This is a genomic window from Flavobacterium sp. HJSW_4, from assembly GCF_042436695.1.
Classification (GTDB): domain Bacteria; phylum Bacteroidota; class Bacteroidia; order Flavobacteriales; family Flavobacteriaceae; genus Flavobacterium.
Map to the genome: position 1 here is coordinate 21,102 of NZ_JBHNPP010000020.1, position 16,961 is coordinate 38,062.

Annotated in this window: 16 protein-coding genes; 7 read left to right on the top strand and 9 right to left on the bottom strand. The window is 35.1% G+C overall.

Features of this window, described 5'->3' with window-relative positions; all coding sequences use genetic code 11:
- From ACE01P_RS17375 to ACE01P_RS17400, 6 genes are all read right to left on the bottom strand, one after another.
- On the bottom strand, positions 1-3,156 hold the full coding sequence (locus ACE01P_RS17375) for an efflux RND transporter permease subunit (RefSeq protein WP_379700150.1): 3,156 nt from the start codon (positions 3,154-3,156) through the stop codon (positions 1-3).
- Positions 3,157-3,183: 27 nt separating this feature from the next.
- Positions 3,184-4,317, bottom strand: coding sequence for an efflux RND transporter periplasmic adaptor subunit (locus ACE01P_RS17380; RefSeq protein WP_379700151.1), 1,134 nt, complete (start codon positions 4,315-4,317; stop codon positions 3,184-3,186).
- Between the two features lie 451 nt (positions 4,318-4,768).
- Positions 4,769-5,524: a LytR/AlgR family response regulator transcription factor gene (locus ACE01P_RS17385; protein ID WP_379700152.1), complete on the bottom strand. Its 756-nt coding sequence runs from the start codon at positions 5,522-5,524 to the stop codon at positions 4,769-4,771.
- 5 nt (positions 5,525-5,529) lie between these two features.
- Entirely contained in the window at positions 5,530-6,624 is a 1,095-nt protein-coding gene (locus ACE01P_RS17390) for a sensor histidine kinase (protein WP_379700153.1), read from the bottom strand.
- Between the two features lie 39 nt (positions 6,625-6,663).
- Positions 6,664-7,710, bottom strand: coding sequence for a beta-ketoacyl-ACP synthase III (locus ACE01P_RS17395; RefSeq protein ID WP_379700154.1), 1,047 nt, complete (start codon positions 7,708-7,710; stop codon positions 6,664-6,666).
- Positions 7,711-8,299: 589 nt separating this feature from the next.
- Positions 8,300-9,133, bottom strand: coding sequence for a universal stress protein (locus ACE01P_RS17400; protein WP_379700155.1), 834 nt, complete (start codon positions 9,131-9,133; stop codon positions 8,300-8,302).
- Between the two features lie 215 nt (positions 9,134-9,348).
- Here ACE01P_RS17400 and ACE01P_RS17405 point away from each other — a divergent pair, with 215 nt between their 5' ends.
- The 7 genes from ACE01P_RS17405 (at position 9,349) to ACE01P_RS17435 (ending at position 13,883) form a co-directional block, all read left to right on the top strand.
- The gene (locus tag ACE01P_RS17405) at positions 9,349-9,933 is read left to right on the top strand and encodes a Crp/Fnr family transcriptional regulator (protein ID WP_379700156.1); all 585 of its coding nucleotides are present in this window, start codon (positions 9,349-9,351) and stop codon (positions 9,931-9,933) included.
- An 85-nt stretch (positions 9,934-10,018) separates the two neighbouring features.
- Positions 10,019-10,552 carry a YceI family protein gene (locus ACE01P_RS17410; protein WP_379700157.1) on the top strand — a complete coding sequence of 178 codons (534 nt, stop codon included), beginning with the start codon at positions 10,019-10,021 and terminating at the stop codon, positions 10,550-10,552.
- Positions 10,553-10,564: 12 nt separating this feature from the next.
- Positions 10,565-10,783 (top strand): 4-oxalocrotonate tautomerase family protein, encoded by a 219-nt coding sequence (locus tag ACE01P_RS17415; protein WP_379700158.1) that lies wholly within the window; start codon positions 10,565-10,567, stop codon positions 10,781-10,783.
- A gap of 18 nt (positions 10,784-10,801) precedes the next feature.
- Positions 10,802-11,539: an SDR family NAD(P)-dependent oxidoreductase gene (locus ACE01P_RS17420; RefSeq protein WP_379700159.1), complete on the top strand. Its 738-nt coding sequence runs from the start codon at positions 10,802-10,804 to the stop codon at positions 11,537-11,539.
- A gap of 20 nt (positions 11,540-11,559) precedes the next feature.
- Positions 11,560-11,934, top strand: coding sequence for a nuclear transport factor 2 family protein (locus ACE01P_RS17425; RefSeq protein ID WP_379700160.1), 375 nt, complete (start codon positions 11,560-11,562; stop codon positions 11,932-11,934).
- Between the two features lie 5 nt (positions 11,935-11,939).
- Positions 11,940-13,007: an NAD(P)H-dependent flavin oxidoreductase gene (locus tag ACE01P_RS17430; protein ID WP_379700161.1), complete on the top strand. Its 1,068-nt coding sequence runs from the start codon at positions 11,940-11,942 to the stop codon at positions 13,005-13,007.
- 480 nt (positions 13,008-13,487) lie between these two features.
- Positions 13,488-13,883 carry a DoxX family protein gene (locus ACE01P_RS17435; RefSeq protein WP_379700162.1) on the top strand — a complete coding sequence of 132 codons (396 nt, stop codon included), beginning with the start codon at positions 13,488-13,490 and terminating at the stop codon, positions 13,881-13,883.
- Between the two features lie 219 nt (positions 13,884-14,102).
- Here ACE01P_RS17435 and ACE01P_RS17440 read toward each other — a convergent pair whose 3' ends face one another.
- From ACE01P_RS17440 to ACE01P_RS17450, 3 genes are all read right to left on the bottom strand, one after another.
- Positions 14,103-14,870 (bottom strand): LytR/AlgR family response regulator transcription factor, encoded by a 768-nt coding sequence (locus ACE01P_RS17440; RefSeq protein WP_379700163.1) that lies wholly within the window; start codon positions 14,868-14,870, stop codon positions 14,103-14,105.
- Positions 14,851-15,867 (bottom strand): sensor histidine kinase, encoded by a 1,017-nt coding sequence (locus ACE01P_RS17445; protein ID WP_379700164.1) that lies wholly within the window; start codon positions 15,865-15,867, stop codon positions 14,851-14,853. Before ACE01P_RS17445 ends, ACE01P_RS17440 begins: the two co-directional genes overlap by 20 nt.
- A 342-nt stretch (positions 15,868-16,209) precedes the next feature.
- Positions 16,210-16,935 (bottom strand): DUF1223 domain-containing protein, encoded by a 726-nt coding sequence (locus ACE01P_RS17450; protein ID WP_379700165.1) that lies wholly within the window; start codon positions 16,933-16,935, stop codon positions 16,210-16,212.
- Positions 16,936-16,961 lie beyond the last annotated feature (26 nt).

Consider the following 16,961-nt stretch of genomic DNA (forward strand, 5'->3'; position numbering starts at 1 on the left):
TTATTCTTTTATCGTTTGAACTTGAGTTGCGATTTTTTTCCTTGATACTTTTTCCTGTAAATATTGGAATACAATGAAAAGCAACGGAATCACAAAAATTCCTAGAATAACACCGCTAAACATTCCTACTGCGGCGCTGACACTAATTGATCGGTTTCCAACTGCAGTTCCTCCAGAAGCAAACATCAACGGAATCATACCTACAATAAAAGCTAACGAAGTCATGATAATTGGTCGTAACCTTGATCTTGATCCTTCAATTGCGGCATCTATTATCGTTAATCCTGCCAAACGTCTTTGTAGAGCAAATTCTACAATCAAAATGGCGTTTTTCGCGAGAAGTCCGACCAGCATGATTAATCCAACCTGAACATAAATATTGTTATCTAAACCAACTGCTTTGATTCCGGCGAAAGCTCCTAAAATTCCTGTTGGGATAGAAAGCAATACCGCAAGTGGCAATAAATAACTTTCGTATTGTGCTGCCAATAAGAAGAATACAAACAATAAACACAATCCAAAAATGGCAACGGTTTGACTACCTCCTGCTTTTTCTTCCAAACTTAAACCTGTCCATTCGTAACTGTAATCAGATGGAAGTTTATCTAAAACTTGCTCTAGATTACCCATAATTTGTCCGTTACTATAACCTGGCAAAGCCATCGCAGTAATATTTACCGAATTATAAAGGTTATATCGATTCACCGATTCTGGACCGTAAACTTTGTGGAATTTCACGATAGATTTAACTGGAACCATTTGCATATCAGCATTTCTCACGAAAATTTCATTAAATGCATCTTCATCCATTCTAAAAATACCATCAGCTTTTACATTCACTCTGTAAAACTTACCAAATCGGGTAAAATCTGAAGATTGATCTCCTGCAAAATACGTCTGGATATTTCCTAAAAGTTCCTTGATATTCACTCCCATTTGACGTGCTTTGTCTTCATCAACTTCCAATTCCAACTGCGGATAATCGGCTCTAAAAGTCGTGTAAGCGTATTGAACACCTGGCTGCTGCATAATTTGAGCAATCACTTTATCAGACATCTTTTTTAAAGTTTCTGGATCTCTTGCCATTCTATCCTGCAACACAATCTCAGCACCACTTGTTACCCCAAATCCTTCAACTGGAGGCATTCTGAAAACCATAACCTGACCTTCTTTAATTGTCGATAATTTGGCTGTAACGCTATTCAAAATTTCATCAATATCCTTAACTTCACCTCTTTCTTTTTTAGGTTTTAATTTAATAAACCCTAAACCGTAAGCTGTACTGGCACTATTACTCAAAATGTTAAATCCTGTAATACTCGTATTAACATCAATAGCTTTTTCTGTTTCTAATATTTTCTCCATTCTCTCCACCACTGCAGTTGTACGATCCAACGCTGTTCCTGGAGGCATAGATAAACTGTACACCATGAAACCGTCATCTTCTAGAGGAACGAAACTTTTTGGAGTTGACATCATCATGTAAACCGCAATTGCCGTAATTCCAGTTACTAAACCAGCAGCAATCCATTTTTTTCCAATTAAAAAACGAACTCCTTTAATATATCTCCCCGTTAAATTGTCGAAACTTGAATTAAATCCGACGAAAAAACGGTCTTTAAAACTCGTTTTATGTTCATGATCACCATGTTTCGCACCGTGATTCTTTAGCAAAAGCGCACATAATGCAGGTGTTAGCGTCAAGGCATTTACAGCAGAAATGATAATCGCAATGGCCAATGTATAAGCAAATTGTTTGTAGAAAATCCCCGAAGATCCCGTCATGAATCCAATCGGAATAAATACCGCCGACATTACCAAAGTAATCGAAATTACAGCTCCTGTGATTTCTGCCATCGCTCCGTGAGTTGCATCTTTAGCCGAAATTTCTTCGTCTTCTTCCATTTTACTGTGAACGGCTTCGACTACGACAATCGCATCATCGACCACAATTCCGATCGCTAATACCAAGGCGAAAAGCGTTAAGATGTTAATCGTAAATCCGAAAACTAGAAGGAAGAAAAATGTTCCTACAATCGCCACAGGCACTGCAATAGCTGGAATAATCGTCGAGCGAATGTCTTGAAGGAAAATAAACACCACGATAAACACCAGAATAAACGCTTCAAACAAAGTCGATTTTACCTGACCTGTTGCTTCGTCCAATCTTTCTTTGGTACTCATTACGTTTACGTATTTAATACCTGGAGGGAAAGATTTAGACAAACGTTCTACTTCTTTATTAATTCCGATTTCGATGTCATTAGCATTTGAACCCGAAGTTTGTAAAATTGCCATTGTAACGGCATTTTTACTATTCGATTTGTTATCACCACTGTACGAAATAGAACCAAATTCAACTCGCGCAACATCTTTCAATCTTAAAACATTGCTGCCAATATTTTTAACCACAATATTTTCATACTGTTCTGGCTTGTTCTTTTTTCCTTTATAACGAATTACATATTCTAAAGCTGCTTTAGATTCTTCCCCCAATTTACCTGGAGCCGATTCTAAACTTTGCTCTGCAATGGCTTGCGTAACATCTGAAGGCACTAAACCTGCATTTGCCATTTTACGCGGATCTAACCAAACGCGCATCGAATAATCTTTCTGTCCGAAAATCTGAACTTGTCCAACTCCTGGAACACGTTTCATTTGAGGCACTAAGTTGATATTCGCGTAATTCTGCAAGAACAATTCATCGTATTTGCTATTATCATCTGTATACAAGTTGAAAATAACAATCATACTATTTTGCTGTTTCGAAGTCGTTAATCCCATTCGGATAACTTCTTGAGGCAATTTTGGAGTTGCTTGCTGTACTCTATTTTGAACGTTTACCGCAGCCTGATCTGGATCTACTCCTTGTTTAAAAATTACACTGATAGAGAAAGATCCGTCATTACTTGCAGTCGATTTGATATACTGCATGTTCTCAACTCCGTTAATCTGCTCTTCTAGAGGCGTTACTACCGAACGAATAACGGTTTCACTGTTTCCTCCTGGATAAGAACCGCTTACCATAACGGTTGGTGGCGAAATATCTGGGAATCGCGTTACAGATAATCTCGTAAGACCTATAATCCCCAGTATAACCAGTACAATAGAGATAACTGTGGCCAATACTGGCCTGTCTATTATTTTCTTTAACATGGAAATGTTATTTTATTAAATGAAAAATTATTTACTGCTTGCGTTTTTAGCAGCGATTTTTGGAACGACTTCCATTCCGTCATAAAGCACATCGATAGAATTCAATGCTACTTTATCCCCAGCTTTTAATCCAGATTTTACGAAATAATCTACTCCGGCACTTCCGGCAATTTCGATTGGAACCATAGCTACTTTGTTACCGTCTTTTAGAATGAAAACAAAGAATTTATCTTGAATGTCTTTTACGCTTGCCATTGGGACTGTAATCACAGATGATAAGCTTTTGTTCAACACAATTCTCGCAGAACCTCCTGCACGCAATTGCTTTTTCGGATTTGGGAAAATGGCTTTTAATGCAATTGTTCCTGTTGCACGATCGATATTTCCACTCGCAACTTCCAGTTTTCCTTTTTGATCGTATTCGCTATCATCAGCCATAATTAAACTTACGGTCTGATTGTTTTTAGCATCTTTAGAAAAAGCTAAATAATCGGCTTCTGTCAATGAAAAATAAACGAATACATTGTTGATTTCAGATAAAACCGTTAATGGAACAGCATCTGTTGGCGTTACTAAATTTCCAACTCGGTTTGGAATACGGCTAATATAGCCGCTTACAGGAGCTTTAATCAAAGAGAAATCGGCATTAATCTGAGACGATCCTAAAGCGGCTTTAGCCTGTGCTACTTGTGCAGTCGCTGCTTCGTAATTGGCTTGTGCTGTTTTTAACTGCATGTCTGAAAAAACTTTTCCTTCAACCAAAGGTTTGATTTTCTCGACTTCCAGTTTCGCATTTGCCTGATTTGCTAAAGCGCTTTTATAAGCTGCACGGCTGTTGTTTACTTGCTCAGCGTAAACGTCACCTTTAATTTTAAAAAGAGATTGTCCTTTGTTTACATAATCTCCTTCTTTAACATAAATTGCTTCAAGATAGCCTGAAACTTGTGCTTTTATATCAACATTTACAGCACCTTCGACTGTTCCTGGATATTTCTTTTCTACTTCTCCTGTAGCCGAATTGGTCTGAAGAAAGTCAACTTCTGGCTTTGGAGGAGCCATTTGTGCATCTCCGCTTTTCCCGCATGAAGCAAGAGAAATGGTTATCAATAAAATTGCAATTCTGCCAATTGCTTTATTATTTTTAAAAAACTGTTTTGTCATTTTACTTTTCATTTTTAAATGAATTACCTCAAATTTGGGCGCAAAATAACAGCGGAAAACAGCTTTTTTAGGGAAGAAAGTTACCCAAACGACATTTTTTGATACTGAAACGGATGGTTTTTTAAAGCTTCTGAGTGGCTAAGATGCTAAGTTTTTTTCTGCCACGAATTCACGAATTTTCTCTAATTAAATTCTTGTGTGAAATACTGGCGAGATAATTTCTCGAATTTTTATTTCTCCTTCGTCGAAAGGACAAAAATGCAAGTAAACACAGTAAAAAAATTAGCGAAAATTTGTGGAATTTGTGGCAAAAAAAACTTCGCATATTTACGTTTTCATAGCAAAGAAATTCGTGAATTCGTGGCGAAAAAAAAACTTAGCACCTTAGTGACTTTGCGGCAAGAAAAAAAAACTTAGAATCTCAGCATCTCAGAACCTTAGCAACTTAAATTTATCTATCCATCCACTGCTTAAAGAAAGGTGTTTTTTCTCTACTAATGATCACCTCGCGTTCGGGATCTAGTTTAAGTTGGATTTTTAGTTTTGCGTTGAAGTAGTTCGCAATAGATTTGATGCTTTCTGCACGAATGAAAAACTGGCGATTGGCACGAAAAAAAAGATTCGGATCTAATTCTTGTTCCAGTTCTTCCATAGTTTGCGGAATAGAGATAATTACACCAGATTTAAGAAACAAATTGCTGGTTTTAAATTCCGAATATATAAAGTCAATATCTGAAACGTCTACGCTTTTGTAACCGTCGCGATACGTGACTAAAAAACGCATTCTGAAAACTGGTTTTTCAATCAGTTCTTTTAAAATTCCTGCGATATTGGTTACGCTAGATTCGTTTTTATTTAGGGATTTGAATTTTGTTAAGGCAAATTCCAACTCATTTTTTTGAATTGGTTTCATCAAATAATCGATGCTGTTTACCTTAAAAGCACGAATCGCATATTCGTCATACGCTGTGGTGAAAATTACAGGACAAGTGATATTGATTTCATCAAAAATAGCAAAACTCAATCCGTCGGCTAAACGGATATCCATTGTGATTAAATCTGGACATGGATTTGATTTTAGCCATGCCACAGTATCCACAACCGTGTCAATAATGCCTAAAATTTCACAATTAGGTTCTAGCTCTTCCAACAGCCTTTTTAGTCTGCTGGCGTTAATACTTTCATCTTCTACAATTAAAATTTTCATAACTCTTAAATTAATGGCAGACGCACTTCATAATAGCCGTTTGATTCGCTAAAAGTTGGCATTCTTTCAGATAAAATTTTATAACGAAATTCAATGTTTTTATTTCCGATTCCAGTTGAAACCAAGCTTTTTCCAGCCGTTCGCTGCAAGTTATTTCGAACAATGATATCTCCAGAATCAGAGAAAACAGTAATTGTAAGCGGATTGGCTAAAGTTGCCATATTATGTTTTACAGCATTTTCTACCAATAACTGCAACGTTAAAGGCGGTAAATGAAGTGCCAGCGAAACAGCATCAACCTCAATTTGCAAATCGATTTTTTCGCCCAATCTTTTCTTCAATAAATAAAAATAAGCATTCAGGAATTCGATTTCCTCTTTTACTGTAATGGTATCTTTATTTGAATTGGAGATCATATAACGATATACTCTCGTTATATTTTCTAAGAACGAAGCCGCTTCTTTCTGATCGTCATAAATCAGCTCTGTCAAGGTGCTGAAATTATTAAATACAAAATGCGGATCTAACTGCATTTTAAGAGACTCCAATTTTGAACGTGTTACCGCTTCTTGAAGTTCTGATGCTTTTATCTTTAATTCAGCTGTTTCTATAGCATTTAAACGCCATCTGTTCAAAAGAAATATTCCCGTATGAATGGCACTTATGAAAAGCGAAATAATCGCCGCCATAATTTTAGATTGCCAAATCGTAACTAAATCATTTTCTTCTAAAGCTGTACAAGGATATAAATAATCCCAAAGGCAAGAAAAAAAGTAGTTTAAAAGTATATTTCCTGCTATAAGACAAATAAATTGTGCTATCGCTCTAAAAGCGGGATTTTGTTCCCAACTGATGTAGTAATTTAATTTTCGGCCAACAAACAAAGTCAGTTCTGTAAGGATGGCGCAGTAAAGCAAAATAATGAAGATATCGAAGGTCTGATCTAAGTCGAGCAAACCTTCCTCTTCAAAATTTCGGTACGGATTTAGAAAATAATACGAAGAAAGATAAACCAAAAAAACGGCTGGAATTACTATAACCCTGTAATATTTATAGAAAAAATTCTTGCCTGTTTTTTTATTTTGGTTCTTTCTACCCATTTATTCCCTCAACTGTAAAAATTGAAAAATCCTATCTTATTAGTGTTCAACAAGAATACCTTCTTCTTTGTTGTCTGCTTTTATAGTAGCAACTGGATTTTTCTCACGCATAACGCCCCATTTCAAGCACGTTGCGCCCCAAGAAAATCCTGCTCCAAAAGTAGTGATCAATACATTTTGTCCTTCTTTAAAATCGTCTTTGAAATCCCATAAACACAACGGAACTGTTGCAGATGTTGTATTTCCGTAACGATCAATATTCACTTTAACTTTATCTGAATCAATATTTAAGCTTTCGCCCACGGCATTAATAATTCTCAAATTAGCTTGATGTGGCACAACCCAGTCAATTTGAGTTGCTTCTAAATCATTTTTCACCAAAGCATCTTGAGAAACTTGGCTCATTGCTGCAACGGCTCTTTTAAATACAAAAGCTCCGTCTTGTTTTAAATAATGCGTTCTGTGTAAAAGACTCTGCATAGAAGTTGGATTTCTAGAACCTCCAGCTGGTACAGCCAAAGAAGAAACTCCGCTTCCGTCTGTTTTCAAAATCGTTTTCATTAAACCGTACTCAGATTCAGACTTTTCTAACAAAACTGCTCCTGCTCCATCTCCGAAAAGAATACAAGTATTACGGTCTTCATAATCTACGATAGAGCTCATTTTATCTGCTCCAACGATGATTAATTTCTTATAACGTCCGCTTTCGATCATGTTTGCACCCATTTCTAACGCATATAAAAATCCGCTGCAAGCTGCATTCATGTCAATTCCAAAAGCATTTGTAAGTCCGCTTTTGTCGCAAACAATACTTGCTGTTGGTGCTAAAATGTGATCTGGAGTTGCTGTTGCCACAAGCAAAGCCTCAATCTCATTGCGATCTACATTATAATTTTCGAAAAGATTTTCGATCGCTGCTGCGGCAAGATCAGATGTTGCTGTGTCGTCGTCTGCGATTCTACGTTCTCTAATTCCAGTTCTTTTTATGATCCATTCCTCCGATGTATCAACTGTTTCTGAAATCTTTTTATTGGTCAGAATTGATGATGGTACGAAACCACCTATAGCTGTAATTACTGCGCTCATTGTTTTTTGTTTTTTTAAGCTTTGTACTCTTAGAACCCAATGCTTACTACTTTTCCCTTCTTTTTACAGCGTTTAAAACTGATTTAGGAAACCTAATTGTATTCCTTAAAAGCCGATTAAATCTGATAACAATAACTTTTCTGAGAAATATTGTTTTAAAAACCTGAACAAACCAAAAACACTATACAAAATCCAATCAAAATAAATTAAAAATATACACCAAGTGTTCTCTCGGTATTACTTGGTATACAATCTTTAATTTATTTTATTTTTAAAATCATACAATGCTGTTTCAGTTTGTAGATAATCCCCAATTATAGCTGTTGCCATACTGATAAAAAAACCTATTTGCATTTAAGTTTTTAGAGTGCTACAAAATTAATTTAAAAAAATCTGAAACTAGCAGACAATTAAGAATAATTAACAAAACTGACTGAAATGTTAAAATATAATTTTGATATTAGACAACCAGCACTAAAAATTATAGAATCCCTAAAATCAAAAAAAATCTGTTAAAATTTATTTTGATAAAATTTCTTCAAAAAAACCTTGTAATTTTTATATCATTATTTTTAAATCAAATCAATCTTTAATAATTCGGAAACGACAATAATGGGATTTCAAGTCCTGCTGCAAGAATCCTAGTTTTGCTTCTGTGAACCAAAGAATCCCAAAAACCGTATTTTTGAGGCACCATTATCAGCAAATCAGCCTCATAATTCTTAATTTCCTTCTTAATTTCGTTAATAACCGCATTCGATCTTACGGTTTTATATAGATATTTTACGTCTTCAAATTCTTTTTCAATATTCGAATTCATTAAAACTCTGTGCTGTTCTTCTTTTAAATCGTCTAATTTTTCGTCTACGCTGAAAAACTCGATTTCTGCTCCAAAATCTCCCAAAGCATTTTTAATCCAGCTGAATCTTTTAATAGCCGAAAAACTCAAACTGTCGCAAGCGTATAATACTTTTTTAATGTTTATGAAACGTGCATTTTCAGGAACTGCTAAAACTGGAATTTGAAGATTTTTGATTGCTGTTGTGGTTGAATTTCCAAGTAATTCTTGTTCAAAAGAACGTTCTGCCATTCCCATTACCACAACGTCTGCATTTGTTTCTTTAATAATTTTCGGAAGTTCATCTTCCAAGAAAGAATAAGTACAAATTGCTGATGTTTCAATTTTAAACGAATCGGCAATTTCTGTGGCTAAATTTTCTAGTCTCGAAATTGCTTTTTCAATTTGTTTCTGCATGGCATCTGCAGTGATATGCGAGTTTGCACTATGCACACTCAATGAAAATGAATTAAATAAAACCAATTTTGCGCCCGTAGCTTTTGCAAGTCCGGCTGCATAATTAACAGCATTAGTGGCGATGGCTGAAAAATTTGTTGCGGCGATTATAGTAAGAGGTGAATTCATAATATATAATTAAGCTTTCCAGCAAAATTGCTCAAATAAAGGCTTCAATATTTTTTTATATAACCGAATAATCATTTTTAACGACTCAACCGTAAAATTTCATTTCTGAAAAAACAAGCTTTCCTTTTTTGTTTCTTACTTTAAAAACCATCAGAAAATAATCGGCTCTAACCGTTTCAATATTTATTACTTTTACTGCTATTAAAACTGCTGCGATGGATGCCAAAAATCTTTTAAAAGAACATGTTTCTAAAATTGTTTCCTTAACGGACGAACAGTTTGATTATTTCTTTTCGCATTTTAAAACAGAAACTTTTAAGAAAGGGCAAACCATTATTAGTGAAGGCCAGGATGTTGGCAAAGAGTATTTTGTTATTTCGGGTTGTTTAAAATCTTTTTATGTGAACGACGAAGTAAAAATGTACATTCTGCAATTTGCCATGCCAACTTGGTGGGCTTCTGATTATGCAGCACTTTACAACAAAACAAAAGCTACTATTAATGTAGATTGCGTTTCGGATGTTGAAATTCTATCGCTTTCCAATCAGGATCGAGAGAAAATTTGTCGTGAAATACACGAAGTAGAACATTTTTTCAGATGGAGAACCAATCGCGGTTATGTCGCTTCTCAAAAAAGGTTGCTTTCTTTTATGAATAATGACACCAAAACGAGATACGAAGAATTGCTTTCGCTCTATCCTGCCCTATACAACACTGTTCCAAAACATTTAATCGCTGCTTATCTTGGCGTTTCCAGAGAAACTTTAAGCCGATTATACAACGCTTCTAAACCGCATTGACGAATGTGATCTACATCACGTAATCAATTTTGAATGTCGCCATTACTTTGTACTATAAATTAATAACAATTTAAAACACAAAAAAATGGAAACTAAAAATTTTAAAATTTCGAATACTGAAAGTCAAGTAAACTGGATAGGAAAAAAAGTTACTGGACAACACAATGGAACAATTAATATTGAAGAAGGTAATTTTACTTTTTCTAATGACGAACTTACTGGTGGAAATGTCGTTATCGACACTACTTCTATCGTAATTCTTGACGTTACCGATCCCGCAACAAATCAGCAGTTTGCAGGACATTTGGCTTCTGATGATTTCTTTTCTATCGACAAATTCAAAACGGCTTCTTTAGACATTAAAGTTGTTTCTAAACAATCTTCTTCAGATTATTTCATCGAAGGAAATCTTACTATCAAAGGCATTACGCATCCAACTGGTTTTAATTTAGAAGTAAAAAGAAACGAAAGCGACTTGAAAGCTTCAGGCAAAATCATTATTGACCGCACCAAATATGATATGAAATTCCGTTCTGGAAATTTCTTCACCAATCTTGGAGACACTTTGATTTACAACGAATTTGAATTGGATGTAAACCTAACAGCAAAACTTGCTTAATACCTAGAAATCATGCCATACGTAAAAATTGAAGTAACTCGTGAAGGCGTTACAAGAGAACAAAAACAGCAGCTCATATCTGGCATTACACAATTAATAACAGATGTTTTAGACAAAGATCCAAGCCTTACACACATCGTGATTCAAGAAATAGAATTAGACGATTGGGGATTTGCAGGAGAACAGGTTTCTGTATTGCGCGAAAAAGGCATTACAGCCCAAAAGAAATAATTTAAAATCAGAAAACAAATGAAAACAATTATAGTAACCGGTGCCTCAACAGGCATCGGTAAATCAATAGCTCAATTATTTTTAGAAAAAGGCTACAATGTAGTGATCAATTCTGCGAATTTACAGAATCTTGAAACTACTTTTAAAGAGCTTGGACATGATAGCCAATTGGCGATGGTTCACGGTGATGTAAGCCGTATTGCAACAGGAAAACAATTAGTGCAAACTGCTTTGGAACGTTTTGGAAGTATCGACGTATTAATAAACAATGCAGGAATTTTTCAGCCACAATCTTTCTTAGATGTTGAAGAAGAAGACTTAGATCGTTTTTTAAACATTAATTTAAAAGGAACATATTTTACAAGCCAAGCAGCAGTAAAACAAATGCTACAGCAAGGTGAAGGATCAATCATTAATATCGGAACTGTTTTGGTAGATCACGCCATTGACGGATTTCCTGCCACTGCTCCTATTTCAAGCAAAGGCGGCGTTCATGCCTTTACGAGACAGCTTGCCGCTGAATTCGGGAAAAACAATATTCGTGTAAATGCGATTGCTCCAGGGATTATCAGAAGTCCGCTTCAAGCTAAAACGGGTGTAGATAACGCAGATAGTTTGGCCGGTTTGCATCTTTTGAAACGTATCGGAGAAACTAGCGATGTCGCACAATTAGCTCTTTATTTGGCTGAAAGTAATTTTGTAACGGGCGAAATCATTAATTTAGATGGCGGTCACGTTGCTGGACACAGCATTTGATAACTTCAAAACTTTAAATCATGGAAAATTTTGGCACAAATGCGGCTTTAATTACAGCTGTACTCATGAATTATTTTAACGGAATTTATAACGGTGATGTTGCTTTATTGAAAAGTGCTTTTCATCCGCAGGCGGTTGTATCAGGAGATATTAACGGTGCACCTTATTTTAAAACTATTGATCAATATCTTGAAGGTGTAAAAAATCGTAAAAGTCCATACGACTTTGGAGAAGAATTCAAGATGAAAATCTTATCTTTAGAAATCATCAATAATACCGCTGTCGCGAAAGTTCAGGTTCCAATATTTGAGTACAATTACTATGATCAGCTAAGCCTTGTCATTGTTGACGGAAAATGGGTTATTGTGAATAAATTACTAACAAACGTAAAATAAATACAATGTGGAATTCAACCAAAATAACACAATTACTAGGTATTGAGTATCCAATTTTACAAGGTCCGATGGGCGGTGGTTTTTCAACTGCCGCTCTTTTGGCTTCTGTAAGCAATGCCGGCGGATTGGGCAGTTACGGTGCTTATACCCTTACTCCAGAAGAAATTCGAGAAGCTGGAAAAGAAATTAAACTTGCCACTTCTAAACCTTATAATATCAATTTATGGGTTAATGATGTTGACAAAAGTCTTCTAAATTATCCTCCAGAAAAACTGGAAAAGATAAAACAGAATTTTAAACCGTATTTCGATGAATTAGGGATTCCACTTCCCGATTTGTCTTCTAATATTCCTTCGAAATTTGAAAAACAAGTTGAAGTTTTGTTCGAACTTAAACCCGCTGTTTTCAGTTTCATTTTCGGAATTCCATCAAAAGAAATCCTTCAAGAAAGCCGTAAACTCGGAATAAAAACCATTGGCGCTGCCACAACATTAGAAGAAGCGCTTGCTCTAGAAGATGCCGAAGTTGATGCCATTATCGCTGCAGGATTTGAAGCTGGCGGACACAGACCTTCTTTTCTTAAACCAGCACAAGAATCTTTTACAGGATTATTCACTTTAGTTCAGCAATTAAAAGCAAAAACTAAAACGCCAATTATTGCCGCTGGCGGAATTATAGATGCAAAAGGAATCGCTGCTGCTATGGCTTTAGGTGCTGATGCTGTACAATTGGGAACGGCTTTTATGGTTACAGATGAATCTGGTGCTGCTCCTGTTCATAAAGAAATGCTTTTTAAGAATCCGAATGTTCCAACTACGGTTTCAAAATCGCTTACAGGAAGAATGGGCCGAATGATCAGCAACAAAATCTCTGATGCTGTTCCTTTTGAGACCGAAGTGCTTCCTTTTCCGCTTCAAACCAAATTAATTGCACCTTTAAAAGTCGCTGCACTCGCTCAAGGAAGAACCGATATGATTAGTTTTTGGTCGGGACAAAACACTAGTAATTTAAAACACCATAAAGCTGGAGAATTGATGCAGGCTTTAATTTCTGAAACAGCTGAATTGTTGTAGTTTTTTAACCGCAAAGCACGCAAAGTTTTTTCTCTGGATTATGTTTTAAGTTCGCAAAGCTTTGTGAATTAGAATGATGCCAATTTCTCGCAAAGTCACAAAGTCGCAGAGTTTTTAAATTCTTCGCGACTTCGCGAATTTGGAATTGTTTTGCTAGAAAAGATTTAAAGTTTTTCTCTCGCAGATTTGGCAGATTGAGCAGATAATTAGAAAAGAAATCTGCCGAATCTGCGAGATCTGCGAGAGATTTTTTTTTAGCCACGAATTTCACATCGTTTCGTTTATAAAGCTTTGCGAACTTAAAACATAATCCAGAGAAAAACCTTTGCTCCTGATAGCTATCGGGATTGCGATAAAAAAACACAACTCAAAGACTGTCCAGTTCACCCCGAAGTTTGTCCGCTTCACCATATTTTCGATTTCGTTTTTAAGGCTTTCGGCGCACATTTGTACCGTTAAATAACTTTAAATATCAAAATCATGAACTCAAAAACAACAAAAATTATCTATTGGACAGGCGCAGTATTAACTTCTTTATGGTTTGGCGCAAGCGGTTTCTTCGAATTAACAAACAATCCATTGGTTTGGGGAATCACTCAACAATTGGGGTATCCAGGGCATTTTATTTATATCCTTGGCGTTTTTAAATTAGCCGGTGTCATTACACTTTTAATTCCGAACAAATTATTACGATTGAAAGAATGGGTTTTCGCAGGAGTATTTTTCGACATCATTTTTGCTTTCTTTTCAAAAATCGCTGTCTTAGGTTTTGGCGCTGCAACAGATGCTATAATCGCCTTCGTAATGGTAAGCGTAACGTATGCAATGTATAGAAAATTATACACAGCAACTTACGCTCCATCAGAAATCAATTAAAACAAAATTACATCAAAATAAAAATGCCTAATACTTGAATATTAGGCATTTTATTATTTTCTATTTAATCTTTCTTTAATAAATAATTATCATGAAAAAGATCGTTTTAATTCTCTGTTTTATACTTTCAGCTTTGTTTTTTATAAGCTGTTTTATGTTTCCAGGACTATAAAAATCAAGCCAATTAGTTTATCTCAGAAAACGATAAATTAATTGGTTTTATCTATTTTCTAACCAGCTTAAAAACGCGGTTGCTTTTTCTTTTCCGACCAATAATTTTTCTTCTGTCGGAACACTTAATTTTACGATTATTTTACGCGAAAAATAATGCTCTGCTTCTCTTACCGCTGCAAAATTAACCAAGTATTGTCGGTTGACTCTAAAAAACTGAATTGGCGATAAAAGCTTATGAATTTCGTCTAAAGACTGCGTTAACGGATATTCATTTTTATCCAAAGTCATAATCGTTGGCGTTTCGTTTTTAATGAAAAAAAACGCAATATTCTCCGTTAAAACCGTTTGATATTTGTTGTTTTTGAAAACCAAAAAACTGCTTTTCCCTTTGTTTTCACCATTTCTCGTTAATAAAAGTTCGAAATCTGGCATCGCTTTTTTATTTCGTTGGAAGAAGTTTTTCAATTCTCCCGCTTTCTTCAAAGCTTGCGAAATGCTGTCTCTTGAAAAAGGTTTTAGAACATAATCAATTCCGTTTGACTTGAAGGCATCGATGGCATAATCGTCAAAAGCAGTACAGAAAATCACGGGCGATACCACCTCAACATTCTTAAAAATCTCGAAACATTGTCCGTCTGCTAGCTGAATATCCATAAAAATAAGATCAGGCTGATCATTTTCCATAAGATAATCAACCGCTCCATCAATGCTTTGTATATACGACAAAATCTGAACATCAGGTCTGATGCTCAGAATAAGCTGGCCAAGTGCTTTAGCCGTTTTTACTTCATCTTCAATTATTATGATATTCATAATTCAATGGTATTTTTACTTTAAAAGTGGTTTCGTCTTTATCAATTTCAATTTCTTTGTGAATCAGGTGCATAAAACGCTGGTTGATATTATCCAAGCCAACACCAGTAGACACTGCTCCTCTTTTGAGCTGAATTTTATTTTCAATTACTAAAAACTCATTTTCGGTGTAGAGTTTAATAATCAAAGGCTTATCTAAAGAAACAACATTGTGTTTGATACAGTTTTCGATCAGCAATTGCAAGCTAAAAGGCGGAATTGCGCAATCGTATTGTTTTTGATCTACTTTATTTTCTAAAACAAATCCGTCTTCAAAACGTGCCTTCAATAAATAAACATACGAATCTAAAATCTGAAGTTCTTCGCTTAGCGGAATCAAATCCATTTTTCGGCTTTCTAATGTAAAACGATAAAAATCTGAAAGTTTAAGAATAAAATCAGAACTCTGCGGATCTTGCATATCAACCATCGATTTCAGTGTATTCAAGCTATTAAAAAGAAAATGCGGATTAACTTGTTGTTTCAATAATTCGTATTGAGCACCTAGATTTACTGCTTTTGTACGCTCCAATTCTACTCCCATTTGTTGCGTTTGATAATTTTGAAAAAGCAAATGCAAAAACATATAAACAATAAGATTGATCAAAACACCACGAAGTTCGAACATAATCGGCGCGTCCATTTTTGACACCTGAAAAAGTTCTTGATGCGCAATTACCAGAATTACCATCAACAAAATTCCCATTACGACACTCAACAAAAGTTTCCAGTTAAACAGACTTTTATTTGCGCGATGCGAAGAAAATTTGGGTAAGCTATAAATATTGTAATACCATATAAAAAGGGAGAACAATAGTGTAATCGAAGAATTTATGATAAGATCACCAGGTGTAGTATCGGCATCAAATAATTTAGGTATCGAAGCCATAATCGCCAGTGCGATAGAACTTCCCCAAATGACTTTCTGAGAAACCTGAAAGCGTTTAACTTTTTCCATAATTTAGGTTTGTTTTTTTGATCTTGCTCTGCCAAAGATAGGTTTATTTTTAAAAAATTAAATTAGATTTTGCTCTCGCAGATTATGCAGATTGAGCAGATTTTTTATTTTTTTTCAAACACATAGAAACATAGATTTCTTTATTCTACTATAAATGAAATAAAAGAAAAAAACTAGTTTTTAACACATAGTCAGACTGCGTAAAAGCTTTGTCAAAGTTTGAAACTTTGACAAAGCTTAAGACAGCAGCTATGTGCTTTTATGCAAAAGTGAAACGCCTTTAACCGCAAAGCAATCTATGTTTCTATGTGTTTAAATAAATAATCTGTACGAAACAAAAACTTAAGCACGTTTCACTCCCAGAATAGCACCCGATTTCATATCTTGAACAAATCCAACTACTTCAAAGTCTTGTGAATTAAAATTCTTAGGCAGAGTAATTATTGAACTTCCTTTTGCTGTTTTCAAATCTATGGTTTGCAAACGCTGTACAATTTGAAAATGCGATAAAACGCGGTGTGCATTCTCTCCTCTTTTCACATTGCTTTTAGCCGATTTCTGAACTACTGCAACTAACAAATGACTGTTTTTAAAAGCACCGTTAATACTGTAATTCAACGTCAATTTATCATTTTGCTGTTTTGTATCTAGAGACAAATCGACTGCAGAAGGTTTAGAAAGAGCTGATTTTATTCCGTTTCTTAAACTGGTTTCTTGAGAACCGATATAATCTGATTTTCCGTTAATGATTACTTGCGGAGTGTAGATTGGTTCTTTTCCCAAAAATTGCGCATAATCGTATTGTCTTTGTGTATAACTGGCATTGCTAAAAATGTCTTTCCAACCTTGCTTGTCCCAATAATCCACGTGATAAGCCAATACATAAACATTTTTATCTTGATATTCATTCTGAATCTTTCCAAGCAATTCATCAGCTGGCGGACAACTTGAACAACCTTCTGAAGTATACAATTCTAAAAGTGCAAAACCTTTTTTATCTGAGTTTTGACTAAAAATGCTGCTTGCACTAAGGAAAAACAGCATTGTAAAAGCTACTAATATTTTCATTTTTTTAAATTATAAATTAGGAGCTA